Genomic DNA, 21,255 nt, shown 5'->3' on the forward strand with positions numbered 1-21,255 from the left:
CGCTGCGGAAGCGCCGGCCTGACGAGCCGGCGCCGGCGCCGGTGCGGGCCACGAAAGGACGGCCGACCGATGCTTCTTGAACGGGACACCGAACTGGCCTGTGTGGAAGCCGCCTTGAGAGCCGCAGGGGCGGGCACCTCGTCGCTGGTCCTCGTCACGGGGCCCGTCGGTATCGGACGCTCCGTACTGCTGCGGAGCCTGCCCGACCTGGCGGCCGGCCAGGACGTACGTGTCCTGCGGGCCAACGCGGCACCGATGGAGCAGGACTTCGCGCACGGCGTCGTCCACCAACTGTTCGACAGCCTGCCGCCCGCCGGCGCCGACACCGGGGCCGCCACCGCGACTTCCGCCGATACCGACCCGTTCACGGACCCCTTCGACCCGCGGGCACTGCTCGCCGGCGCCGCCCCGCACACCAGGCTGCTCATCCTGGTGGACGACCTGCAATGGGCGGACGTCCCTTCGCTGCGCTGGCTGGCCCGCCTCGCCCGACCGGCCGGCCGGCGCCAAGGAAGTGCGGCGCCGGCCGCCGTTGTCGTCTGCACCCTGCGCGACGGAGACGCCAGGGCCCGCCACAGCGCGGTACGGGAGGTCGCCGACGCGGCCACCGGGATCCTGCGCCCGGCGCCGCTGTCGCTCGACGCCACCAGAGCCCTGATACGTGCCCAGTACGGCACACCGGGCCATGACGAGTACGCCCGCGCCTGCCACGAGACCTCGGCGGGCAACCCGCTGTTCCTGACGTCCGTACTGCTGACCATGGCGGGCGCCGGCTTTCCGCCGACCGCCGAACACAGCGCGCAGGCAAGCGCGTTGCGCCCCTCGGCGCTGCGCGAACGACTCGCCAGCCTGCTGCGGACGCAGCCGCCCGGGGTGGCCGCCCTGGCGGCGGCCGTCGCGTCCTTCGGCACCCAGGACGACCCTGCCCTCGTCCGGCAGCTGTCCGGACTCGACGAGGAAGGCTTCGCCGCCGCGCTGCGCGCGCTGCGCGACATCGGTCTGCTCACCGACGCGCACGAGCCGCGCTTCGTCCACCCGGTGGTACGGGACGCCGTCGAGTCGACGATGACCCCGTCGGAACGCGAGCGTGCGCACACCGCCGCCGCGGACATGCTGCACCGGCGCGGCCGGCCGGCCGAGCAGGTCGCCGCCCATCTCACGGCCGTCGCCACCGTCGACCGCCCCTGGGCGGTGGCCGTCCTGCGCGCCGCCGCCGCTGCCGCGCTGCGCAGGGGCGCGCCGCAGACCGCGGCCGGCTATCTGCGCCACGCGCTGCCGCGCCATCACGCCCAGGACGAGCGCAGGGCCCGGCTGCTGATCGACCTGGCCACTACGGAGGGCGGCTACGACCTGGAGGCGTGCGAACGGCACATCACCCAGGCGACGGCGCTGCTCACCACGGCGGGGGACCGGGCCGCCGCGGCGCTGCGGATCCCGCCGGCCCTCCTCGGCACGGCGTCCCCGGTGGCCAAGGGCCTGCTGCGCCGGGCAGCGGCGGAACTCGGCGAGCCCGCTTCCCTGGACGGGCCCGCGCGGGAGACGGCCCTGCGGATCGAGGCCCGGCTCAGGCACTGCGGCCACGACAGCCCCGCCGAGCTGGCCTCGGCAGCCGAACGCCTGCGTGAGCTGGGGGACGAGCCGCCGCTCGACTCTCCGGCCGAACGCGAACTGGCGGCCGTCCTCGTCTGCTCGGGGACGCTCACCGGCCGGCTCTCCGCCGCCGCGGCGGCCCGTACCGCCAACCGCGTCCTGGAACGCGAGCCCGCCGATTCGGCGCGTGTGCACACGGCGCTGCCGCTGGTCGTGATCACGCTGTTCGCCGCGGAATCCGTGCGGGTGCTCGACTCCTGGCTGACGGCCGAGCAGCACCCCCGGCGGCGGAACGCGACGGGCGCCGACGATGTGCTCGTCTCCGCCGAGCGGGCACTCGTGCTCGTCTCGCAGGGCCGGCTGACCCAGGCGCGCGAACACGTCGAACGCGTCATGGGCCTTGACGAGACGGACTGGCGCGAGATCTCCATCATCGTGCTGTCCGCCGTCGCCCTCGAACTGCGCGATCCGGCGCTGAGCGAACGGATCCTGGCCCGGAGCCGTGGCCGCCGCTCGGCAGGGCCGGCCCTCGCGGCCACCCTGCAGATCCTCCAGGCGTCGCTCGATGCCCAACAGGGCTTGCGGGCAAGGGCGTTGGAGAGCCTGCTCGCCTGCGGCCGGCAGCTGGACGGCGCCGGCTGGCAGAACTCGGCACTCTTCCCGTGGCGCCCGCACGCCATCGGCCTCTACCACCGCCTCGGTGACTCCCGCGCCGCGCTGAGCCTGGCCGAAGAGGAATACGCGTGGGCCACGGCCTGGGGAGCGCCCACCGGGCTCGGCAGGGCGCTGCGGCTGAAGGGCTGGCTGGCCGAGGCCGAGGGCGTACCCCTGCTGCGGGAGGCTGTCGACGTACTGCGCGGGTCGGTGCACGAGCTCGAACTCGCTCGCACCCTGGTCCTGTTGGGCCAGCGGCTGGGCAGCGGTTCTGAGGCGGAGGCCGCGCTGCGGGAGGCCGGCACGCTGGCGGCAGCCTGTGGCGCTCCCTGGCTGGTGGAGCGGGCCGGGCTCGGCGTCGGCGCCGCCGCCATGCCGCAGAAGGCGGTGCTCACCCGCAGCGAGCGCCGGGTCCTCGACTTCGTCAGCCGCGGCCTGACCAACCAGGAGATCGCGTGCGAACTCGGCGTGAGCGCCCGCGCCGTCGAGAAGCACCTGACGAACTCCTACCGGAAGCTCGGTGTTTCGGGCCGGCACGAACTCTCGGGCGCGCTGCCGGCCTGAACCTGCTTCCCCAGCTCTTATGCGCACCTCCCGGCTCCGACGCGCGTTTATGACTGCCGATCAAGTGCGGCCTAGTCGAAGCGCATATGCAAACCTCAGAGGAACCTCAAGCGCGACTCAATTGTGGGGATGCGCCCCAATCGATCGGGCCGCCCTGCCGAGTTCGGGTTCACAGGCGCCGTCATTTCGGACCGTACCTCCGGAGGGTGCGACCACAGCTTTAGCCGGGGGGACAGAGGCGTCGTTGACTGGTAACTCCAAATTCTTTAGCCTCAATTTGTAAGTGGAATGCCGGTCGGGTGGTATGGCCGGATACTGACGTCAACCGGCGCCTGACGTCATTGCATATTCGGAAGAATCAGAGTCGGACTGAAAGGATGGCGGTCTCGTGGAGATTGCTGCACTCGCAGATTCTGCGCCGGTCACAACCGGCGAACTCGTACCTGACCGGGCCGGGGGCGCTGACGCCCGGCAGTTCGACCAGCTCGGACTGTGTATGGCCTCGCTCGACCCCGCCCTCACCATCCAGCAGGCGAACCAGGAGTTCTTCCGCCAGTTCGGCGACTCCTCGGCCGACCTCTGTGGACGCAGCTTCCGCGACCTGGTGCACCCCAGTGTCCAGCAGCCGCTGATGCGCCAGTTCTCCCGGCTGATCGAAGGCAAGCGGCAGCGCTTCGCCTCGCATGTGGTGGCTCTCGGGTCGGAGGACTCCGCATTCGCAGGTACGCTCACCGCCGCCGCCGTGACCGGGGAGACCCCCGACGTGGCGGCGATCCTGGTGCTCATGCGGTCGACCAGGGGCGCGGACGACGCAGGCGTCCTGACCAGCAGGAAGAAGATACTCACCGAGATCGACGCACGCATCCTCGAAGGTATCGCCGCAGGTCTGTCCACGATCCCGCTGGCCTCGCGGCTCTATCTGAGCCGGCAGGGAGTCGAGTACCACGTCACAGGACTGCTCAGGAAGCTCAGGGTCCCCAACCGCGCCGCCCTGGTCTCCCGCGCCTACTCCATGGGTGTTCTCAACGTCGGTACCTGGCCGCCCAAAGTCGTTGAAGACTTCATCAAGTGAGGCCCGGGGCGGGCCGTTCCCTTGCCCGTCCGCCGCCTCGTGTAGGCCCGTACACCGCCCGTCGGACGGTGGCGCCCTGTCGAAGGGCACCACGGTTCCGGCGGGCTTTCCGGTTCTTGTCCCGGAATCATGCGGAGTCATGGACAGGTAAGAACTCGGCTCCTGCGGCTTCAGCACTTGAATTAACTCCCGAAGTGCATCCTGATCTATTCGAGTTTGAATTACAGGATTTCCATGTGGTTTTGGACCGCTGTGGATGTGGTTTTGCTGCCCGCTTATTTCTGTGCTTCCTTCACGGGAGCATTACAGCTATTTTCCGTACCCGTCATTCGTTACCGGCATCGACACCCCAATCCGGACCTCCCCCGGCGGATGCGGGCACGCGTGGGGCGGGATACGGGCACCTCCGTCGCGAAGACGGGCGGCGGCGCCCCGCTCAGGAGTGAGCGGGACGCCGCCGCCGAGATGCGTGAGGCGCCGGACGTCAGATGTCAGGACACGGTGATCTTGTCGATGTCAGGAGCCCAGTCCGCCGGGTTCGCGACGGTGATGCTGTTGTTCGTCCCGGCGAGCAGGTCCAGCGTCACCGTGGCTGTCCCGGTGGTGGACCAGTCGGCGGTCGGGCTGAAGCTGACCGTGTGGGTCGCGCCGCCGTTGGCCCGCACGGTCGCGGTGCGCGCGGTCTGTGTGGCGTAGTGGAGCGTGACGGTGCGCGCACCACCGCTCCCGCCGTCGACGTGGTTGAAGGTCAGCGTCGCGCCGTTGCCGATGTATCCGACCTTGCTGCCGCCGGAGCACCCGCCGCAGGCGCTCGTCACGGCGCCGCCCTGGAGCGTGTTGCCGCTCGCCTCGGCCTCGTAGCCCGCCGGGCCGTTGCTCTGGCCGGAGCCGACGGTCATCGCGCCGAGGCCGAGCCACCCGTCGCTGTTCTGCGCGGCGTTGGCGAAGCGCAGCTTCTTGGCGTTCGAACTCACGTCCTCCAGAGGGTTCTTGACCTTCATCACCAGTTGGTAGCCGCCGGCGCTCACCCCGGAGAGGTCGACCGACGTGTCGAAGTACTGCGGGTAGCCGAAGTCGAGGTAGGTGGGGTCGGAGCCCACGCCCCAGTCGGGGAAGGCGCGGATCTTGGTGGGCATGACCTTGCGCAGGTCCCAGGAGGTGTTCCAGGTCTTGACGACGTTGCCGGCCGCGTCCTTGAGGCCGAGGCTCACGGTCCAGGGGTAGTAGAAGGGGGCGACGCCGGTGTTGGCGATCTGCACCCCCACGGTGGTGGCGCCCTGCGCGCTGTCGTGGAAGTAGGCGTTCTTGACGGCGAGGTTGTACCCCATCAGCCGGACGGCTGCCGCCACGTTGGGGTCGGCGGGGGAGTAGTTCGAACTGCCCTCGTTGATCTTCCAGGTGGTGTGCTCCAGTTCGACGCACGCCTTCATGTTGTCCACGGCCCCTGAGCCGCCGGGCCAGCTGTTGAAGGCGGTGGACTGGATCTCGGGGCGGACCTCACCGCCCATCGAAGCGGTGATCCAGCGGTTCTCCACCCCGTGCTCGACGGCCTTCTGCAGCTGCGAGTAGTCCGCCCCGCCCATGGACTCCGGGAGCGTGACGCCCTTCGCCGGGTCGCCCTCCCGGTAGCAGAAGGAGTCGTCGTGGTAGCCGAGGGCCGGCAGGCTGTCGGCCGCACCGCCGGCCGAGTCGGCGTAGCGCATCTCGATCTTGGTGTGGGTGAAGGCACTGTTGTACGCGTTGACGATCTCGGCGGCGTGGGCGTCCGTCGGCATGTAGTCGGGGTAGGAGTCACCGCTGGTGTCGGTGTCGTAGGGCCAGGTGTGCCATTCGCCCCACAGGCCGATCAGACCCAGATGGATGTAGCCCAGCCGGGGGTCGCCGTCGTAGCGCTGGCCGAAGGCGGCGATGAAGTTCTTGAGCGCGGTGAGCAGGTACGCGCTGTTGTAGTCGGGGCTGGTGGTGCCCCAGTAGGCGTTGTCGCGGTTGTCGACGTGTCCGGCGAAGCACGGCGGGATGGCGTTGGCGGGGTGGCTGCCGGTACCGCCCGGGTACTCCATGTAGAGCCGGATCGCGGCCTGGTTCCCGGCGGCGGCGATGGCGTCCAGCGTGTCGTCCAGCGCGTCCCAGTTGTAGTCCCCGCAGTTGGACGCGTTGTCCATGACCTCGGAGAGGCCGAAGTAGCCCCAGGTCAGTGAGTGCGGGTAGCCCGTGTTCTGGTCGCCGCCCGGCTGGTAGAAGCGGGCGAATCCCTTGAGCGGGTTGTCCAACGGGGCGTCACCCGAGGCGAGTGCGTGGACAGGCAGCGCCGGGTCCGGGCTCGGTCCCGGCGCCGGGCGGGCCGGGACGCCCTGTGCCGATACGGCCGACTGCCCGCCGGCCGGGGCGGATACGGCATGGGCGCTCGCGGGGAGCGCCGCCAGCGTGAGGGCGAGGGCTGCGGAACAGAGAGCGGCGAGCAGCCCTCTGCCGCGTCTGGGCGCGAACGTGCGCATGGTCAACCTCCGAAAAGACGGCTGTGGTTGGGATTGTCCGTGGCCGGGCCGGTGCCCGAGCCCGGGCTCACCAGGGGAAACATTGCCGCCGAGCTGGCCGGAGTTCGTCCTTTTGTGAGCCAGCATTGACAAAGTTTCACTGGTGCACATCAATATGTGTGCAGAGCGCTCCACTGGCAAGAGGTGCGGCGCAGATCTCTTCGGAGGTGTAACCATGGGCGCTGACTTGGCAGTTGCGCCGCGGCGCCAACGCGCCGACATCCGCAAGGGCAGGAGGGCGGGCCCCGCGCGGCCGCGTAAGTTCCGCGACGACCGCAAGGCGGCCTGGCTGTTCCTGGCTCCGGCCCTGGCTGGTTTCGCTCTGTTCTACGCGTATCCGACCGTCCGCGGTGTCTACTACTCGCTCACCGACCACAGCCTGCTGGGCGCCGCGAACTTCACCGGCGTCGACAACTACCGGCAGCTCATCGGCGACGAGCAGTTCTGGAACGCGCTCAAGGTCACCGGCTACTACGTCGCACTGAACATCGTCTCGCAGACCGTCCTGGCGCTGGGCCTGGCGACCCTGATGCACCGGCTGACCCGGTCGGTCGCACTGCGCGCCATGCTGCTGGTGCCCTGGCTCGTGCCGAACGTCTCCGTCGGTCTGCTCTGGATGTGGATGCTCGACGCCAACCTCGGCTTCGTCAACCACATCCTGAACGCGCTCGGCGTGGGCAGCACCGGCTTCCTCACCTCACCGACGTGGGCGATGCCCACCGTCGCCGGCATCAACACCTGGGCCTACACCGGTTACACCGCCCTGCTCCTGTACGCGGGCATGCTGCAGATCCCCCAACACCTCTACGAGAGCGCCACCTTGGACGGTGCGGGGGAGTGGCGCATGTTCACCCGCATCACGCTGCCGCTGATGCGCCCCGTGCTGGCCCTGGTGCTGGTGGTCTCCCTGATCGGCTCGTTCCAGATCTTCGACACGATCGCCGTGACCACCAAGGGCGGGCCGGTCAGCTCCACCCGGGTCATCTACTTCTACATCTACGAACAGGCCTTCACCAACTTCCACATGGGCTACGCCTCCGCCATCGCCGTGGTCCTCGCGCTGCTGCTCGGCGTACTGACCGCCGTGCAGATGCGTGTGCTGCGCGCTTCCCGCTCGTACCTGGCCTGAGGAGTGACCATGACACGCAAGCGCACCCGCATCCGTCTCTCGCCGGGCCGGGTCGCCGCCTGGGCGGTGCTGGTCGTCGTGCTGGTGGCGACCGTCTTCCCCTTCTACTGGATGATCCGTACCGCCCTCACACCGGCCGCCGACATCTACGCCGACTCGACAGGACTCGTCCCGCACCACCCCACGATGATCAATTTCCTGCGGGTGCTGGGACTGACCAGTCAGGAGGAGGCACGGGCCGCCGGCGGGTCGGGCGCACAGGTCGACTTCCTGCGCTACCTGCTCAACTCGGTCGTGTACAGCGGGCTGATCGCCGTCCTGCAGACCTTGTTCTGCGCGATGGCCGGCTACGCCTTCGCCCGGCTGCGCTTCCCCGGCAGGGACGCGGTCTTCGGTGTGCTGATCGCCGCCCTGATGGTCCCGCCGATCTTCACCGTGCTGCCCAACTTCGTCCTCGTGAAAGACCTCGGCTGGCTGAACACCTTCGCCGGGATGGTGGCGCCGAGCGTCCTCATGACGCCGTTCGCCGTCTTCTTCCTGCGGCAGTTCTTCCTCTCGATCCCCCGCGAGGTGGAGGAGGCGGCCGTCCTCGACGGCGTGGGCGCCTGGGGCGTCTTCTGGCGGGTCGTGATGCCGATGAGCCGCGGACCGCTCATCACCATCGGGCTCACCACCACGGTCTGGGCCTGGAAGGACTACCTGTGGCCGCTGCTGACCGGACGCGAGGAGGAGACGCGCGTACTCACCGTCGCGCTCGGCGTCTTCCAGCAGCAGTCGCCCAACACCATGCCCGACTGGACGGGGCTGATGGCCGGTTCGGCGCTCTCGGTCCTGCCCGTGCTCGTCCTGCTGATCGTCTTCGGCCGCCGACTGGTCGAATCCCTCAACTTCACCGGCATCAAGTAACCCCCCCCGCCGTCACTCTGCCGTTCCCACCCATCCGTCCCCATCCCTCCGTCCTCACCCTGCAGACCCTCCAGAGAGGTCACCCACCATGCGATCCACGCATCTGCGTGCCGGCGCGGCCCTGCTGTGCCTGGCCGCCACATCGACACTCGTCTCCTGCGGAAGCTCCGACGACGCCGCAGCCGGCACCACCACCCTCAACTACTGGCTGTGGGACGACAAGCAGCTGCCCGCCTACCAGGACTGCGCGACCGCCTTCCACACGGCCAACCCCGACATCACCGTCAAGATCACCCAGACCGCCTGGGCCCAGTACTGGCAGAACCTCACCACGCAGCTGACCGCGGGCGACGCCCCGGACGTATGGACCAACCAGAGCACGTACTATCCGCAGTTCGCCACCAGCAACCAACTCCTCGACCTGCAGCCCCTGGTGGACCGGGACAAGGTGGACGTGTCCGCCTACCAGACCGGTCTCGCCGACACCTGGGTCAAGGACGGCAAGCGCTACGGGCTGCCGAAGGACTGGGACACCATGGCGCTCGTCTACAACACCACCCAACTCAAGAAGCAGGGGGTGGACGCCGCCCAGCTGAACGACCTGACCTGGAACCCCTCCGACGGCGGCACCCTTGAGAACGCCATCGCCAAGGCCACCGTCGACAGTGCGGGACACAACGGGCTCGACCCCGCCTTCGACAAGAAGCACGTGAAGACCTACGGGTTCCTCGCCGAGTGGAACGACGGCTCCCAGGGCCAGAACGGCTGGGGCGACCTGGCCGCCGCCAACGGCTTCACGTACCTCGACAAGAACCCGTGGGGCACGCACTACAACTACGACGACCCCAAACTCGCCGAGACCATCGGCTGGTTCAAGCACCTGATCGACAAGGGCTACACCCCCGCCCTCGACAAGCAGTCGACCGTCGCCAACAGTGAACTGCTCATCGCGGGCAAGGGTTCCATCATGGTCACGGGCTCCTGGACCATCTCCACCTTCCTGGACCCCAAGGTGCAGCAGAAGCTCGCCTTCGCGCCGCTGCCCACGGGTCCCGCGGGCCGCAAGAGCGCCATCAACGGTCTCGCCGACTCCATCTGGGCCGGCACCAAACACCAGGAACAGGCCTGGAAGTGGGTCAAGTTCCTCGCCTCGCCCGACTGCCAGAATCTCGTCGCCAAGCGCGCCGTCGTCTTCCCCGCGCTCAAGACCGCCACCCAGCAGGCACTCGCCGCGCACAAGGCCAAGGGCGACGACGTCCACGTCTTCACCGACGCGGCGGCCGCGAAGAACGGCACGTTCCTGCTGCCCGTCACCGAACACGCCACCGAGATCAGCCCCCTCGTCCAGGACGCGATCCAGTCCGTGATCCTCGGCAAGGCGCAGCCGGGGCCCGCGCTGAAGTCGGCCAACGACAAGGTGAACGGCCTCTTCAAGTAACCGGCGGGGGCCCCGCGGCCACTCCGCGAGGCCCTCCGCACCTCCACCACGATGACGCAAGGAGACCCATGGCCCAGCTTCTGGACCTCGGCGGGCGCACGTTCGCCGTCGAGCTCGAAGGCGACGCCCCCGCGCAGCCGGCCGACGGCGGACTGCTGCTGCCGCCGGGCCGGGCGGCCCTGCTGCACGGCCTCGGCGACGCGCTCTTCTACCGGCACGGACACAACTCCTGGAGCCCGTGCGGCTGGCGCCGGCTCTCGGCAGGACCACTGCGCATCGAGAGCGCCGAACGCCGCCTCACCGCCGACGACACCGTGTGGGACGACCCCGCCCGCCACCACTCCTCGGCCGTCGCCGCCCTCCAAGGCGCCGACGGGCAGGTGCTGTTGCTCGGCGCGCTCGGCCTCGACATACCGCGCCTGACGGCGGACGAGAACACCCTGGCCGGGTGGTACGAGCGCGAAGGGGCGCCGTGGTTCCTCGCGTACGGCGACGAGGAGGAGGTCTTCGCCGCGTACGCCCGCCAGCTCGCCGCCCGGCTCGGCCACAGCGACAAGCGCGCGGGCAACGTGTGGTGCAGCTGGTACGCGTACTACGAGAACATCACCGAGGAACAGCTCACCAAGGACATCACCGCACTGCGCGGCCTGCCCTTCGACGTCGTCCAGGTCGACGACGGCTGGGAACAGATGGTCGGCGACTGGGAACCCAACACCAAATTCCCCTCCGGCATGCGCGCGTTGGCCGACCGGATCACCGACGCGGGACTGCGGCCCGGTCTGTGGATCGCCCCGTTCATCCTCCTCCCGCAATCCCGTACCGCCCAGGAGCGGCCGGAGCTGCTGCTGCGCGACGACCACGGTGAGCCGGTGGTCGCCGGTCACAACTGGGGCACCGGTTACTGGGCACTCGATCTGACCCGGCCGGCGGCGCAGGACCACCTCCGGCAGATGATCCGCCGGGTCGTGCACGAGTGGGGGTTCGGCTACCTCAAGGCGGACTTCATCGGCGCCGGGGCCGCGCCGGGGAACCGGGCCGAGGACACCGGCCGCGAGGAGGCGTACCGGACCGGCCTGCGGATCATCCGCGAAGAGGCCGGACCCGATGTCTACCTCCTGGGCAGCGGCGCCCCGCTGCTGCCGTCCCTCGGTCTGGTCGACGGGATCCGCAGCGGCCCCGACGTCGCGCCGCTGTGGGAGCACTACGCCACCCAGGATCCGTCCGACGCCCTGGCCCGCAACGCCGTCGTCAACACCCTGCACCGATTGTGGCAGGCGCCCCTGCTGGAGGTGGACCCCGACGTCGTGTACTTCCGCAGCCGCCTCAACCTGCTCACCGAGCAACAGCAGCGCTGGCTGCGCGACCTCGCCGACATCTGCGGATTCCGGGCGGTCTCCGACCCGCCCGGCTGGCTGCACCCCGACGAACTGCAGGCGATGACGGCATACTTGGCGGCGCGGCCCGAGGTGCGCAGGCTCGGCAGGTACCGGTTCACGCTTGACGGACGCGAGGTCGACTTCACACCGGCGGTCGCTCCCGAGACGCAGCAGCGGTACCCGATCTCGTGACGCCGTCCGTCGGGCCGACCCACCGCCCCGAATTGTAAACTGCTCAGCATTATCCAAACGGCGGGCACCGGAACCCCTTCAGGGAGTACCACATGACGACGACCGGAACAGATCTGTCCCGGATGCGCGAGCTGAACCAGCTGTCGATCGTGTGGGCGCTGCGCGGAAATCCGCCCTCGACCGTCACCGAGCTCGCGGGCCGGGCCGGGCTGTCCCGGCCCGCCGTGGACGTCCTGGTGCAGAGCCTGGTCACCCACGGCTGGGCCGAGGTCGAGGAGCCGGGCGCCAGCAGCGTGGTGGGGCGGCCGGCCCGCCGGTTCCGCTTCCGGGCGAACGCGGGGCATGTACTGGGCATCGACATCGGCGTCCACAAGATCCTCGTCATGCTCAGCGACCTGGAGGGCAACCTCGTCAAGACCGTGCGCCGCCCCGCCGACCCCGAGGCGGCGCCGGAGGCCCGCCTCGCGGCCGTCGACCACGTCATCGACGAAGTGCTCGGAGAAGCCGGCATGACACCCGGCGACATCTGGGCCGTGACCGTCGGCGTGACCGGCCCTGTCGACGCCAGCGGCCGCACCACCCTGTTCACCCCCCTGCCCGGCTGGCACACCATCGACCCGGCCGCGCACCTCGCGACCCGCTTCCCCTGCCCGATCCAGGTCGAGAACGACTGCAAACTCGCCGCCGTCGCCGAACGCTGGAAAGGAGTCGCCCAGGACGCCGACGACATCGTCTTCCTGCTCGCAGGCCTGCGCACCGGCGCGGGACTGATCCTCGACGGCACCCTGCGCCGAGGCCACGGCGGCGCCGCCGGGGAACTGGGCGCACTCAAGGCCGTACGGTGGCTCACCGCCCCCAGCCACCTGGAGAACTGCCCCGGCGCACCGGCGGCCGCCGCGCCCGGCGAGGCTGCGGCCTGGGTCTTCCAGGCGGCCAGGGACGGTGACCGGGACGCGAAGACCGCCGTCCGGCGCTACACCCGCGACCTCGCCGTGGGGCTCGCCGCCCTGGTGCTCGCCCTCGACCCCCAGGTCGTCGTCCTCGGCGGCGGGTTCTCCCGCTCGGCCGACGTCATCCTCGACCCCCTGGAGCGCGAACTCACCAAGCACTGCCTGCGGTTGCCGGAGCTGCGCACCTCGACCCTCGGCGACGAGAGCGTGGCCCTGGGGGCCGTACGCCTGGCACTCGACGAAGTCGACAGCCGCCTCCTGAGCGACGGCCTGGCCGACCCCACCGCCCCCCGGCGATAGGGACAGCGGGCCGCGCAGGCGTCCGGCGCGCCATGCCGGACGGTTCGTCCCCTCCCGCATGCGTGCGCTGCCACACTCGTCGGTGTGATCGAACTCAACGGACGGCCCGCTGACCCCGAGTCCCTGAAGACCCTGGCGCTCGTCAACTACGGCCACTTCACCTCGATGCGCGTCGACAACCAACGCGTACGTGGTCTGGCCCTGCACATGGAACGGCTCGCGCGCGACTGCGCGACGGTGTTCGGCGCCCGGCTCGACACCGATCGCGTACGGGAGTACGTACGCCGTGCCGTGAACGGACAGGACGGGGCGTTCGTGGTCCGGGTCTCGGTGTTCGACCCGGCCCTGGACATGGGGCACCCCTCGTCACCGGCGACCCCGCACATCCTGGTGACCAGACGCCCGTCCGGCTCCATGGACCTGCCGCCGCTGCGGGCCAAGTCCGTCCCGTACGTGCGTGATCTCCCCGCTGTGAAGCACGTCGGCCTGTTCGGGGCCCTGCACGCCCGGCGGGCCGCCCAGCTGGCCGGCTTCGACGACGCGCTGTTCGTCGGCCCGGACGGCCTCGTGTCCGAGGGAGTCACCTGGAACGTGGGATTCGTCGACGCTGCCGGCGCCGTGGTGTGGCCCGAGGGGGACGTACTGCCGGGCGTCACCGCGGCGTTGCTCCAGCGGCACCACGGTCACACGCACACCGAAACGCACACGCACACCGAAACGCTCAGACACACCACCGCGCCGGTGGCGCTCGCTGCGGTACGCGGTATGGCGGCGGCCTTCGCCACCAACACGAGTATCGGTGTTCGGGCGGTCTCGGCCATCGACGACGTCACGTTCCCCACCGAGCACCCCGTACTCGCCTCGATGCGCGACGCGTATCTGAGCCTGCCGGGCAACCTTCTCGCCGACCTCGGCGACGAACCGGTCGAAGCCGCCGGGCACATGTGAATGAGCCATGCGCCCGTCGTCGGCCGGTACCGGGCCGTGCGTCCACGTCCGGTCCGACCGCCGGCGTGCTGCCGAACCGGCATCACGCCAGGTGAGGGGCGTATTCTTGCGCTCACGGAGAGCGACCCGTCGACGGGCCGGTGTGCCGTGTGACGACGTCGGGAGGAATAGGGTGGTGTGGTGGCTGCCAGGATGACGATCGGTGATTTCTCGCGGGCGACTCGGCTGAGCGCCAAGACTCTTCGCTTCTACCACCAAGTGGGGCTGCTGGAGCCGGCGTCGATCGATCCCACCAACGGGTACCGGCTGTACGACACCGACCAGATCGCCGACGCGCAGGTGGTGCGCCAGCTGCGCACCCTCACGGTCCCCGTCGAGACGATCCGCAAGGTCCTGCTCGCCTCCGACATCCCGACCCGCAACGAGCTGATCTCGACGCACCTCGAACGGCTGGAGTCCCAGCTCGACGCGACCCGGGCAGCGGTGACGTCGCTGCGCGGCATCCTCGAAGCGAAGCCCGCGGCGCAGCTCGCTGTCGAGCATCGGAGCGTCCCGGCCACACCCGCGTTGGTGATCCGCGAGACGATCGATCTGGAAGAACTGAGTGAGTGGTACACCGGAGCTGTCGGCGAGTTGACGGAATCCACGCGGCTGCCGGGCAGGCGTCCCGCAGGGCCGCGCGGAGGCGTCTGGGACACGAATCTGTTCCTCGAAGAACGCGGCGAAGCGATGCTGTTCTTTCCGGTCACGTCCCTCGACGCGGTCGGGACCCTCACGGGACGTGTGCAGGCGGAGACGCTGCCCGCCGTCGACCTCGCGGTCACGGTGCACCGCGGTTCCGACGAGACGATGGCACAGGCCTACGGCGCGCTCGGCGCGTACGTGGCGGAGCACGAGCTGGGCATCGACGGCCCGATCCGCGAGACCTACCTCGAAGAACCCGTCGACGGCTCGTCCGAGTCCGTGACGGAGATCGGCTGGCCGATCTTCCGCACAGCGCGCTGAGGGATGCCGTACACGCCCACGTGTTGACCTTCCCCTTGCTGGAAGCCCCAGCCTGGAGACATGAACGTGGCAACCCATCCCGTACAGACCCCGTCCTATCCGCCCTCGCTCTCCCTTGAGGGCCGCCGAGCCGTTGTGGTCGGCGGTACGAAGGGCCTCGGCGCCGCCGTCGTGAACCGCCTCGCGGACGCGGGTGCGCGCGTCATCGCGGTCGGCCGGTCCCGGCCGGACGAGACGCGCGCCGCGAGGATCGTCCAGGCGGACGTGACCACGCCCGGCGCGGCCGATCTTGTCGCCGCCGCAGTCGTCGAGGACGGCGGCCTCGACATCCTCGTCCAGGTGACCGGCGGCTCCGCGTCGCCGAGCGGCGGCCACGCCGCCATGACCGACGCCGACTGGGACGCCGAGCTCACCCTGAACCTCCTCGCCGCCGTACGTATCGACCGCGCGCTGACGCCGCTCCTCATCGGCAAGGGCAAAGGAGCGATCGTCCACGTCGGATCCATCCAGAGCAGGATGCCGCTGTACGACGGCACCCTCGGCTACGCGGCGGCGAAGGCGGCCCTCCGCGCCTACAGCAAGGGCCTCGCGAACGAACTGGCCCCGCGCGGCGTCCGCGTCAACACGGTCTCGCCCGGCGGAATCCAGAGCGAGAGCGCCAACGGCCTCGCCCTTCGTATCGCCGAAGCCCGTGGAATCAGCGAGGACGAGGGTATGAAGACGCTCATGGACTCGCTCGGCGGGATCCCGGACGGCCGCTTCGCCCCCGCACACGAGATCGCCGACGTCATCGGCTTCGTCGTCTCGGACGCGGCGGCGTCTGTCGTCGGCGACGAGATCACCGTGGACGGCGGCACCGTCAAGACAACGTGACGGCCAACCTGACGGCCAACGTGACGTCCACGGCGCGCACATCGACCGCGGTGGTCACCAACGCATGACTCAACCGGTGGGGGCCCCTTCGTTCTGAGGTCCCCACCGGTTGTCGCTCGCTCACCACCGTCTTTCGTCATCACACCCCCTTCGAAGCAGCGGCCGTTGTGGATTGCCGTTGGGACCGCATCGCTGCGGCGTTCACCCCGAAGGGTGAGTGGCGCGTCCCGCGCCCGCGGACAGCCCGTAACGCCTCCCGCAGGGCCCGGTTCCCGATCGGTCTAACGCGGCGATTCCGTGTCGCGATGTTTTCTCCGTCAGTTTGAGCGGCGCCCGTAGCGGCTGCCACCTGCGGCTTCCGTCCGGCGAGCCCGTCCGACGCACCCGGCTGCCCGTGGACGTACGGCACTTCTCACCCGTTTTTCATGGTTCGCTGCCATCTGTGCGGTGGCCCGTTCCACCGCGCAGTGGTACTCGACCGGCGAAGGCACCGTGCCCCCGTGCCCTCGTGGAAGCCGCCCGGACTCGTCCTGATTGATGTCCCGCCCGCTGGGTCGACCGACCGCACCCTTGCCCACCTGACCCTGTTCTGCCGTGCGGACGATCCGCCGGCAGCGCGGACGGGCGTATCCGCAGACGAGAGGAACCCTATGAAGTCCCCCTCATCACAGCCGCGTTCACGACGCACCCTCGACCAGTCGCTGCTCGTTCTCGGCGCGAGCGCACTGGCCACCGGGCTGGCCGCACTGACCCTGGCACCGGGCATCAGCGCAGCCTCCAGCCATCGCGAAGCGCCGATGGTGGCCGGTGACCCCCGCGCGGACAACACCGATGTGTACGCGTTCACGAGTCCGGACCGCTCCGACACCGTGACCATGGTCGCCAACTGGATTCCCTTCGAGGAGCCCAACGGCGGGCCCAACTTCTACGCGTTCGCCGACGACGCCCGCTACAACATCAACATCGACAACACCGGTGACGGTCGCCCCGATGTGACGTACACCTGGTACTTCCGCGGCAAGGTCCGTGACGCCGAGAACCAGTTCCTCTACAACACCGGGCCCGTACGCAAGATCGACGATGCCAATCTCAACTTCCGCCAGGTGTACGACCTGACCGTCACGACCGACGGTCACACCGAGACGCTGCTGCACGACGCGCCGGTCGCCCCGTCCCGTACCGGCCCGGCGTCGATGCCCAACTACGCGGCCCTGCGGGCGCAGGCCGTACGCTCCGTGCCCGGCGGGGCCAAGACGTTCGCCGGGCAGGCGGAGGACCCGTTCTTCGCCGACCTGCGCGTCTTCGACCTGCTCTACGGCGGAAACCTGAGCGAGCGGGGCAAGGACACCCTGGCCGGTTACAACGTGAACTCCGTTGCCCTGCAGGTGCCCAAGAAGCTGCTCGCCCTGCACGGCAGCGCTGCTCGTAACCCGGTCGTCGGCATCTGGTCCACCACCGAACGCCACGGCGCGAACGTGTCCGACAGCCGGGTGAAGACCCACGGCGACGACTGGCGCCAGGTCTCCCGCCTCGGCAACCCGCTGGTCAACGAGGTCGTCGTACCGCTCAAGTACAAGGACGCCTTCAACTCCATCTCGCCGGACCAGGACCGCACCGTGCAGCCGGTCGTGGACAAGGTCTACGACCCGATCCTGCCCAAGCTGATCAAGAAGGTCTACGGGGTGCCCGCCCCGAAGGTGCCGCGCGACGACCTCGCCGAGATCTACCTGACCGGCGTCTGCAAGGCATGCGGTCCCATCAAGGCGGACCTCAACGCGCACAGCCTCAACAAGGACGCCAACCCGGACGAGATCGTCCCGGCGGAGGAACTGCGGCTGAACATGGGCGTCGCGCCGGCCAAGAAGCCGCAGCGGCTCGGCGTGCTCGCCGGTGACCTGGCAGGCTTCCCCAACGGACGCCGGCTGGCCGACGATGTCATCGACATCTCCCTGCAGGCCGTTGAGGGCGCTGCCCAGACAGGCACGTTGGTGCCCGCGCTGGCCGCAGGCGACAAGGTGGACAAGAACGACGCGCGCTTCGGCACCGCGTTCCCCTACCTGGCCCTGCCCGACACCAAGAACGTCAACGCCTCCCGCGTCGGCGCGCAGCGTGCGGGGATGACGAACCCCAGCAACGCGGCGGCGATCGGTGGAATCGGCGCCCTGCTGCTGGGTACCGGTGCCTACCGCATGAAGCGACGCCGCACCACCGGCTGACCTTTCCCGTCCCACGGTCGAGGGCCGGGCGAGGTACTCCCAGCTTCGCCCGGCCCTCCGGTCGCACCACCCGCGCCCGGCCGACGTGCCCACCGCATCCACCGCCGCGCCCAGAACCGCGCCACCCCCAACGCCCCACCCCCAACGCCCTACCGCTACGCGCTCCGCGAGGAGGACCGTGCCCCAGCCCACCGCCAACACGCCCAGAACCACGAGCCGCAGACGGCTGCGCACCACCGCCGTGACGCTGGCCCTGGGCGCTGCCATGTTCACCGCAGGCGCGGTGGGACTGTCGCCACAGAACAGCGGACAGAGCACCGGGCAGGACACCGGCCGCGCGGGAAGTACGGGGGCGGGACAGTCGCCCGGCGCCGCCCGGGTCAGTTCGCTCACATCGATGCGGAAGCAGTTGGAACGACTGCCGCAGGACGCCGTCGGCTGGGCGCAGTTGGGCATGGCCTACGTCCAACAGGGCCGCGTCACGGCGGACGCGGCGACCTATACGAAGGCGGAGTCGGCGCTGCGGCGCTCGCTGGACATCCAGCCGGCCGACAACTACCAGGCACAGACGGGCATGGGCGCCCTGGCGGCGGCCCGGCACGAGTTCACCACCGCGCTGTCCTGGGGCCGCAAGGCGACGGTCAGCAACCCCGCCAACGCGGCGGCCCAGGCGGTCCTCGCCGACGCGTACACCCAACTCGGCCGGTACCAGGAGTCGTACAGCGCCGTACAGCGCATGGTCGACCTCCGACCCGACACCTCCTCGCTCGCTCGCGCCTCCTACACCTGGGAGTTGCGCGGCGACATCCCCCAGGCCCGCGCCTTGATGAAGCGGGCCCTGGACGACGCGGCCGGCCCCGGCGACCAGGCGTTCACCCATCTGCACCTCGCCACCCTGGCCCAGGACTCCGGCGACCCACGTACCGCACTGCGCGAAGCACGCAGCGGCCTGCGCGCCACCCCGCACGACGCCGCCCTGCTGGAGGCACGGGCCCGTGCCAACGCGGCACTCGGCGACAACCGGCAGGCCGTCGACGACTACTCCGCCGCCGTCGCCATCGCACCACTGCCTCAGTACGTCGTCGGTCTCGGCGAACTGCACCAGTCGCTCGGCCACCGCGCGCAGGCCGACACGCAGTACGCGCTGATGCGTACGCAGGAGCAGCTGCGCCGGGCCGGCGGCGTCGCCCCCGACGTGGACGACGTCCTGTTCGAAGCCGATCACGGCGACGCCCGCCGCGCCGTCGCCCTGGGCCGCGCCGCACTGCGGAACCGGCCCTTCATCGCCGTACAGGACGCCTACGCCTGGGCCTTGCACCGTGCCGGACGGGACGACGAAGCACTGCCGTACGCCAACCGCGCCCTGGCCCTCGGTACCCGCAGCGCGCTCTCCTTCTACCACCGTGGCACGATCCAACAGGCCCTCGGCCACCGGACATCGGCGCGTGCCGACCTCGAACGGGCCCTGGCCGTCGACCCGCACTTCCATCCTCTGTTCGCGCCCGAGGCGCGCGACGCACTGCGCCGAATCGACTCCGCGTCATGAACCTCACCCTCCGCCGCGCACTCGCCGCCTGCACCCTGGCCGTCGCTGTCGGCGCCGCGAGCGCAGCAGCCGTACAGCCCGCCTGCGCGCACCCGTTGGGCAACTTCACCGTCAACTACCACACCGGCCTGACCCTGCGCACCGACCGGATCGACGCCCGCATCGTCGTCGACCGGGCCGAGATCTCCACGGCCCAGGAACGCCCCCAGGTCGACCACGACGGCAACGGCACCGTCACCCCGGCCGAGACCCGTACGTACGCCCGCGCCCAGTGCGGCACGGTGACCCGGCAACTGCGGGTCGAGGCCGGGGGCGACAGCGCCACCTGGCAGGCCAGGAGCAGCGCGTTCGCCTATCGCCCCGGCGAGGCCGGACTACGGACGAGCCGCCTCACCTGCGAACTCACGGCCGCCGTGGACCTGGCACACCCGGCCGACGTCACCGTACGAACCGGCTACGACAGCCGCCGCATCGGCTGGCGGGAAATCACCGCGCAGGGCAGGGGAGTCGCCCTGACCGCTTCCGACGTACCCACCGCCTCGGCCACCGACGAACTGCGCCACTACCCGACGGACCCACTGGCGAGCCCGCTCGACCAGCGGTCCGCCACGCTGCGGACCGCGCCGGGCCGCAGCGCCGGTGTCGTACCCGCCGCCCTGCCGGGGGCCGGACTGCTCACGACCGCCCTTGCCCGGGTCTCCGGCGCCTTCGACTCGCTTGTCGGTGCCCGCGAACTCACCTTCTCGGTGGGCATGTTGGCCCTCCTGCTGGCGATCGTCCTCGGGGCCTCACACGCCGCGATGCCCGGTCACGGCAAGACCATCATGGCCGCCTACCTCGCCGGGCGACGGGGGACACCCAAGGACGCGGTCGTCGTCGGGGCCACCGTCACACTCACGCACACCGCCGGCGTACTGGCCTTGGGGCTGATCCTCCCCGTCGCGACCGGCCTGGCGGGCGAGACCGTCCTGACCTGGCTCGGCCTCGCCAGCGGCCTCCTCGTCACCGCCATCGGCGGATGGCTCCTGCGCTCGGCCGTACTCAGCCGGTCCACACCGGGCCACTCGCATTCCCACGGTCACAGCCACGGCCCCGCGCACCACCACCACCATTCACAGCCCCACCCCCACCCTTCGCACGCCCACCCGCACCCGGCCCCCGCGCGGACCGAGAGCGACGGATCGGTCGTCGCCCTGCTGACGAAGGACGACGGCCACGAGCCGCATACACACCCCGTGACCGGAGACCGGCACTCCCACACCGCACCCGCCGCCACGCGCGGCGGTCTGATCGGCATGGGCATCGCCGGCGGACTCGTACCCAGCCCGTCCGCCCTGGTCGTCCTGCTGGGAGCCGTGGCCCTGGGCCGTACGGCCTTCGGCGTGCTCCTCGTCCTCGGCTACGGGCTCGGCATGGCCGCCACCCTCACCCTCGCGGGCCTCCTGCTCGTACGGCTGCGCGAACGCATCGACCGGAGCACCCGCACCGCGACCAGCCCCCGCTGGGCGGCGCTCACCCGCCTGGCCGCCGTCGGCCCGATCGCCACCTCCAGCCTCGTGCTGCTCGTCGGCATCGGACTCACCCTGCGAGCAGGCACGGGCCCTTGGTAGAGCGGCGCAAAGCCCGTCGGTGGACCAGGTCGAGGCGCCTCGACGACGGCGTACTCGAACGCGGCGCGCGGCTGCACCGTGGCCACCATCGACGCCGCCGGGTGCGGTGACCGGCCCCGGCCCGCCGCCGAAGAGCAGGCCCGCACCGATCTCCGCCGGGCGATGCGGGCCGGGGAGCCGGTCGACGAGATCTTCGAGTCCTTCATCGGCCCACTGGTCGAAAAGGCGGTCCCGACGGCTCCTGGACGTGGCCGGTATCAAGCCGGGATCCGTGGACGCCACCGACGATCTGGACGTCTGCCGGCAGGTCGCCTTCCGGATTTCTGGGGCGCGGTGGCCGACTGGCGAGTGA

14 protein-coding genes and 1 pseudogene are annotated in these 21,255 nt (G+C 70.3%); 14 read left to right on the top strand and 1 reads right to left on the bottom strand.

Going from position 1 to position 21,255, the window contains the following annotated elements:
• The first annotated feature begins 69 nt into the window (after positions 1–69).
• Entirely contained in the window at positions 70–2,808 is a 2,739-nt protein-coding gene (locus OHS57_RS34395) for an AAA family ATPase (RefSeq protein WP_328584472.1), read from the top strand.
• Positions 2,809–3,196: 388 nt separating this feature from the next.
• Entirely contained in the window at positions 3,197–3,880 is a 684-nt protein-coding gene (locus OHS57_RS34400; protein WP_041994288.1) for a PAS domain-containing protein, read from the top strand.
• Between the two features lie 491 nt (positions 3,881–4,371).
• On the opposite strand, the gene OHS57_RS34405 is transcribed toward OHS57_RS34400, so the two are convergent.
• Entirely contained in the window at positions 4,372–6,375 is a 2,004-nt protein-coding gene (locus OHS57_RS34405; protein ID WP_328584473.1) for a DUF4832 domain-containing protein, read from the bottom strand.
• Between the two features lie 214 nt (positions 6,376–6,589).
• Between OHS57_RS34405 and OHS57_RS34410 the strand changes: the two genes are divergently transcribed.
• The 12 genes and pseudogenes from OHS57_RS34410 to OHS57_RS34465 form a co-directional block, all read left to right on the top strand.
• Positions 6,590–7,543, top strand: coding sequence for a carbohydrate ABC transporter permease (locus OHS57_RS34410; protein ID WP_328584474.1), 954 nt, complete (start codon positions 6,590–6,592; stop codon positions 7,541–7,543).
• A 9-nt stretch (positions 7,544–7,552) separates the two neighbouring features.
• The gene (locus OHS57_RS34415; protein WP_041994296.1) at positions 7,553–8,449 is read left to right on the top strand and encodes a carbohydrate ABC transporter permease; all 897 of its coding nucleotides are present in this window, start codon (positions 7,553–7,555) and stop codon (positions 8,447–8,449) included.
• Positions 8,450–8,537: 88 nt separating this feature from the next.
• The gene (locus tag OHS57_RS34420) at positions 8,538–9,887 is read left to right on the top strand and encodes an ABC transporter substrate-binding protein (protein WP_328584475.1); all 1,350 of its coding nucleotides are present in this window, start codon (positions 8,538–8,540) and stop codon (positions 9,885–9,887) included.
• Between the two features lie 68 nt (positions 9,888–9,955).
• Complete coding sequence (locus tag OHS57_RS34425) at positions 9,956–11,455, top strand: glycoside hydrolase family 36 protein (protein ID WP_328584476.1); 1,500 nt, start codon at positions 9,956–9,958, stop codon at positions 11,453–11,455.
• Positions 11,456–11,547: 92 nt separating this feature from the next.
• Entirely contained in the window at positions 11,548–12,705 is a 1,158-nt protein-coding gene (locus OHS57_RS34430; protein ID WP_328584477.1) for an ROK family transcriptional regulator, read from the top strand.
• An 84-nt stretch (positions 12,706–12,789) separates the two neighbouring features.
• Complete coding sequence (locus tag OHS57_RS34435) at positions 12,790–13,653, top strand: aminotransferase class IV family protein (protein ID WP_328584478.1); 864 nt, start codon at positions 12,790–12,792, stop codon at positions 13,651–13,653.
• 192 nt (positions 13,654–13,845) lie between these two features.
• On the top strand, positions 13,846–14,658 hold the full coding sequence (locus OHS57_RS34440; protein ID WP_328584479.1) for a MerR family transcriptional regulator: 813 nt from the start codon (positions 13,846–13,848) through the stop codon (positions 14,656–14,658).
• Between the two features lie 60 nt (positions 14,659–14,718).
• Positions 14,719–15,531, top strand: coding sequence for an SDR family oxidoreductase (locus OHS57_RS34445; RefSeq protein ID WP_078863842.1), 813 nt, complete (start codon positions 14,719–14,721; stop codon positions 15,529–15,531).
• 650 nt (positions 15,532–16,181) lie between these two features.
• Positions 16,182–17,747: a DUF4331 domain-containing protein gene (locus tag OHS57_RS34450; RefSeq protein ID WP_328584480.1), complete on the top strand. Its 1,566-nt coding sequence runs from the start codon at positions 16,182–16,184 to the stop codon at positions 17,745–17,747.
• A gap of 178 nt (positions 17,748–17,925) precedes the next feature.
• Positions 17,926–19,293 carry a tetratricopeptide repeat protein gene (locus OHS57_RS34455; protein ID WP_328584481.1) on the top strand — a complete coding sequence of 456 codons (1,368 nt, stop codon included), beginning with the start codon at positions 17,926–17,928 and terminating at the stop codon, positions 19,291–19,293.
• Positions 19,290–20,903, top strand: a complete 1,614-nt coding sequence (locus OHS57_RS34460; protein WP_328584482.1) for a nickel/cobalt transporter — start codon at positions 19,290–19,292, stop codon at positions 20,901–20,903. The genes OHS57_RS34455 and OHS57_RS34460 overlap by 4 nt, the downstream gene beginning before the upstream one ends.
• A gap of 60 nt (positions 20,904–20,963) precedes the next feature.
• Positions 20,964–21,137: pseudogene (locus OHS57_RS34465) on the top strand (alpha/beta hydrolase); the annotation flags it as partial.
• Positions 21,138–21,255 lie beyond the last annotated feature (118 nt).

Origin of the sequence: Streptomyces sp. NBC_00370, assembly GCF_036084755.1 — a bacterium.
In the GTDB taxonomy this organism is placed as follows: Bacteria; Actinomycetota; Actinomycetes; order Streptomycetales; family Streptomycetaceae; genus Streptomyces.

What these genes read in the sequence shown, in the direction of transcription:
- OHS57_RS34395 (WP_328584472.1), top strand. Translation starts at nt 70, where the DNA reads ATGCTTCTTGAACGGGACACCGAACTGGCCTGTGTGGAAGCCGCCTTG.
- OHS57_RS34405 (WP_328584473.1), bottom strand. Translation starts at nt 6,375, where the DNA reads ATGCGCACGTTCGCGCCCAGACGCGGCAGAGGGCTGCTCGCCGCTCTC.
- OHS57_RS34410 (WP_328584474.1), top strand. Translation starts at nt 6,590, where the DNA reads ATGGGCGCTGACTTGGCAGTTGCGCCGCGGCGCCAACGCGCCGACATC.
- OHS57_RS34415 (WP_041994296.1), top strand. Translation starts at nt 7,553, where the DNA reads ATGACACGCAAGCGCACCCGCATCCGTCTCTCGCCGGGCCGGGTCGCC.
- OHS57_RS34420 (WP_328584475.1), top strand. Translation starts at nt 8,538, where the DNA reads ATGCGATCCACGCATCTGCGTGCCGGCGCGGCCCTGCTGTGCCTGGCC.
- OHS57_RS34425 (WP_328584476.1), top strand. Translation starts at nt 9,956, where the DNA reads ATGGCCCAGCTTCTGGACCTCGGCGGGCGCACGTTCGCCGTCGAGCTC.
- OHS57_RS34430 (WP_328584477.1), top strand. Translation starts at nt 11,548, where the DNA reads ATGACGACGACCGGAACAGATCTGTCCCGGATGCGCGAGCTGAACCAG.
- OHS57_RS34440 (WP_328584479.1), top strand. Translation starts at nt 13,846, where the DNA reads ATGACGATCGGTGATTTCTCGCGGGCGACTCGGCTGAGCGCCAAGACT.
- OHS57_RS34445 (WP_078863842.1), top strand. Translation starts at nt 14,719, where the DNA reads ATGAACGTGGCAACCCATCCCGTACAGACCCCGTCCTATCCGCCCTCG.
- OHS57_RS34450 (WP_328584480.1), top strand. Translation starts at nt 16,182, where the DNA reads ATGAAGTCCCCCTCATCACAGCCGCGTTCACGACGCACCCTCGACCAG.
- OHS57_RS34460 (WP_328584482.1), top strand. Translation starts at nt 19,290, where the DNA reads ATGAACCTCACCCTCCGCCGCGCACTCGCCGCCTGCACCCTGGCCGTC.